5 protein-coding genes are annotated in these 3,412 nt (G+C 63.0%); 4 read left to right on the top strand and 1 reads right to left on the bottom strand.

Translation table 11 applies throughout. The features are described 5' to 3' along the window. Positions 1 to 620: 620 nt before the first annotated feature. Positions 621 to 1,037 (top strand): GlcG/HbpS family heme-binding protein, encoded by a 417-nt coding sequence (locus MKL01_RS22145; protein WP_243907342.1) that lies wholly within the window; start codon positions 621 to 623, stop codon positions 1,035 to 1,037. A 134-nt stretch (positions 1,038 to 1,171) separates the two neighbouring features. Here the strand turns inward: MKL01_RS22145 and MKL01_RS22140 are convergent, their stop codons facing one another. Then, entirely contained in the window at positions 1,172 to 1,393 is a 222-nt protein-coding gene (locus MKL01_RS22140) for a hypothetical protein (protein ID WP_243907341.1), read from the bottom strand. Positions 1,394 to 2,072: 679 nt separating this feature from the next. On the opposite strand from MKL01_RS22140, the gene MKL01_RS22135 reads away from it, so the two are divergent. The 3 genes from MKL01_RS22135 to MKL01_RS22125 form a co-directional block, all read left to right on the top strand. Further along, complete coding sequence (locus MKL01_RS22135; RefSeq protein WP_243907340.1) at positions 2,073 to 2,927, top strand: baseplate hub protein; 855 nt, start codon at positions 2,073 to 2,075, stop codon at positions 2,925 to 2,927. 8 nt (positions 2,928 to 2,935) lie between these two features. Further along, positions 2,936 to 3,184, top strand: coding sequence for a hypothetical protein (locus MKL01_RS22130; protein ID WP_243904426.1), 249 nt, complete (start codon positions 2,936 to 2,938; stop codon positions 3,182 to 3,184). Between the two features lies 1 nt (position 3,185). Further along, the coding region (locus MKL01_RS22125) for a hypothetical protein (RefSeq protein ID WP_243907339.1) at positions 3,186 to 3,412 on the top strand (227 nt) is incomplete at its 3' end.

Below are 3,412 nucleotides of genomic sequence, written 5' to 3'. Positions count from 1 at the left end.
GCGACGGTAAAGCAGGTCGTCAAGAAGCCGAGGGGTTTTGAAAGCCACACGGCAAGGCCAATGATCGGACGGTCCAGCATCAATCCTCAAGCTCAGCGCATCGAGCCGCTAAGCAAGTTAGCGCAACCGTGTTTCCAAAATGATCATGTGCCCTCTTTGTCAACTCAGGCGAGCCGAGTAGCACTACCGGCCGGTGCCAATCACGACCGGGAGCCCGGCCGGAACCTGGTCGCACTTCCCGCAGTGAAAACGCTGTGCGACGACCAAAACCTCTTCTGCCCCCTGGGCTTGAAGCTGATCCCAGGTCCGCCACGTCATGGTTCGGCACGACGTGCATCTCGGAATGCGCAGGCCGCGGTACCCCTCATCCGTCCAGTCGCTTACCGTCCGCATGCGGGCTGAGATCACCATCGCAAACCATCTTGTGCAGCATCGCGCCTGTGAAGGCACGAGCGATGGTCTGCAAGAGAGGTGCCTGATTTCCTCGACAGAGGCGGCCGCGCTCGCCATCTTGAGCGTATGCGCGGGCAGCACGGCCAGACCTACGATCCGTAGGAGGCGGCCGGCGCCCCGAGACAGATAGTTCGTGACTTCACACGACCGTAATCCGACGGTGTCCCATGCATCAGCGTACCTGCCTCGACGCGTCCGATGTGCGCATCCTCATGGCTGCGGGGCGCGCGGAGGCCGAACGGCGCAGCCTTCCGGTAGCGTTCGCGGTGGTCGACGAGGCAGGTGTGCTGCTCGCCCTCGAACGCCTCGACGGCGCGCGGCTGCACACGCCGGAGGCGGCTTGGTTGAAGGCTCGGACGGCCGCGATCACGCGCACGTCGACCCAGGATCTTCAGGGGGCGATCCAGGCGAACGCGGCGCTTCTTGCTTTCCCGGGACGCCTGCCTCTGACGGGTGGGTTGCCGCTGCTGGTCGGCGAGGAGATCGTGGGCGGCGTCGGCTCGTCGGGTGGCGAGCCCGAGGATGATCTAGCCGTGTGTCACGCCGTGTGCGCAGCGCTCCGACAACTGCTCCTCGCTGGCTGAACGATGAACAATTGATGGCACTTCGATCTCAGCTGTGTGGCCGAAATTGACCTTCGCATCAAAGAAGTCCACGGTGTTTTAAGTAAATTCAAGGCCAGGAGACAATTTGGCATCCATTGTTGGAATGTCCTGCCTCAAGCCTTCACGCCATGCTGGCGCAGCATCGTGAAGAACTGCGATGGATCAAACATGGCTCTGGCCTGCTGCAGGCCGATCGGCTGCGATCGATAGGGCTGCGCTAGCTTCATCCCGACGCTGCCCTTCTGGCCCTGCTGTTGCTGCTTCACGGCCCCCAGCGCGTTGGCGATGTTGCCGTAGGAATTGCTCAGCTGCGCGGGCAGGCTGGGCACGGTCAAGGGCTGGCCGGATAACCGAGCTACGCAACCGGCCTGTCATGTCCCGCTTGCGTCTCGCCTCGGGCGTGGCGCAGCAACTTCAGTAGCCGTTACAGATCGGCCTGGTGTCTTCCGCCCTTCCTTCTCACGACGGTCCATCGTTTCGCGGTCATTAGGACTGTGGAACGGCCCCAGGCGCAGCACTGCCCTTCGCAACGGCCGACACGCTCGCCGTGCTGGTTGGATCGGCCGCCTCGCCAGACCTAATCTTCGCGAAGTCGGCACGTGCAAGCCTGCTGTCGCCGCTCGCTGCAACAGATCATGTAGCCTCCGTGAACACCAGTAAACATCGGTGGACAAGGGCGAACATAGTCGGGCGATCGTGTCGTTCGGGCAATCGGCCGCACTTATCGAGTGCATTTCTCTTGAAGATGGACTACCTATAACGAATTTGTCAAATTGGCCACCGCAGCATCACTCTTCCGCGGTACCACGATGTCCTTCGCCGAACCATTCTGGGTCACACTCAAATGCTCGTTTGGACAACCGAGGCCGAGCAAAGCTTCGGAAGATCCCCTGTCATCGGTCGGCTCATGCTTAAGCGGCACCCAAATGCTGGACAGTCGCTACTGAGTTCGGTCTCGCACCCGACATGGCTCCCGGCGCATCCCGTGCCGGGGGCTGCTGAGAAGGCAACGGCATGACGTTCACCCGCAAGTACCTCGACGTGCAGTTCCAGCTCGCCAACGGCCAGTTCGAGGGCGGCGGCAACTCCGCGTACCTGAGGGGCCACCGCGTCTCGGTGGTGATCGAACAGGCGGGCGCACCGGACCTCGGCAAGGCGGCCATCGCCATCTACGGCATGACGCTGTCGATGATGAACCAGCTCACGCTCCTGCCGAGCCAGCTCAACGCTGTCGGCCAGAACTACGTCACCGTGCTGGCCTATGAGGATGGAACGTCGCCCTCCGTCGTGTTCAAGGGCACCATCATGGCGGCCTTCGTGGACGCCCGCGTGCAGCCGGAGGTCGGCTTCCGGATCGAGGCGCTGGCGGGGCTCTACACCGCCGTCGCCCCGGCCAAGCCCACCAGCGTTCAGGGCTCAGCCGATGTCGCTCAGACGTTCGAGCAGATCGTCAAAGCGTCGGGCTACCGGTTCGAGAACAACGATGTGAACTGCAAGGTTCAGAACCCGTACCTGTGGGGCGACGCCAACAACCAGATGCGGGCGCTCGCCGATGCAGCCGGCATTCAGTGGGTGATCGACCGGGACACGGTGGCGATCTGGCCCCGTGGCAAGTCTCGGCAGGGCGGTCCGACCAAGGTCTCGCCGTCGACCGGCATGCGCGGCTATCCCGCGTTCACGTCCTCCGGGATCGAGGTGACCACGCTGTTCAACCCCACGCTGCAGTACGGCGGCTCCATCGAGGTCGAGAGCCAGTTACAGCCGGCCTGCGGCAAGTGGAACATCTACAACATCGCCCACGAGTTGGAGTCGGAATTACCAAACGGCAAATGGTTCACGACGGTTTCAGCCTCGAAGATTGCGGCTTGAGGGCGGACATGGGTGAGATCGACCACTTGCTAGCCGACCCGGCCGTTCAGGCCGCCATCGAGGCGCAGCGGACAGCACAACGGCATTGGAAGGTGTCCAAAGCCCCGGATCCTGACCCGGAACTGTATTTCGCCATGTGCACGCTCGCGGCGTTCGCCCGTGCCGGCGGCAGCGTGGAGAAGTTCCGGAACTTGGCCGAGCCCGCCATGGCCGCGTCCCGCCGGGAACGTCTCGGCCTCAGCATCGTGAGGGACTGATATGCCGACCGTTATCGACGCGCTCACCGTCAGCCTAGGCTTGGATCCTTCCGCCTTCGTCAGGGGCGAGAAGCAGGCGATGACCTCCTTCGCCAAGACCCGCGAGAGCGCGGTCAAGGAAGGCAAGGGCATCGAGAAGAGCTTGGACAGTGCCGGCGACGCCGTTGAACGCCTCGCCCGGAACGCCCTCAAGCTGTTCGCCATCTTCACAGCCGGGCGCGAGATCAA

It is taken from the genome of Methylobacterium sp. J-070 (assembly GCF_022829385.1).
In the GTDB taxonomy this organism is placed as follows: domain Bacteria; phylum Pseudomonadota; class Alphaproteobacteria; order Rhizobiales; family Beijerinckiaceae; genus Methylobacterium.
The sequence above is the reverse complement of the archived record's forward strand: the minus strand, read 5'-3'. Positions and strand labels throughout refer to the sequence as shown.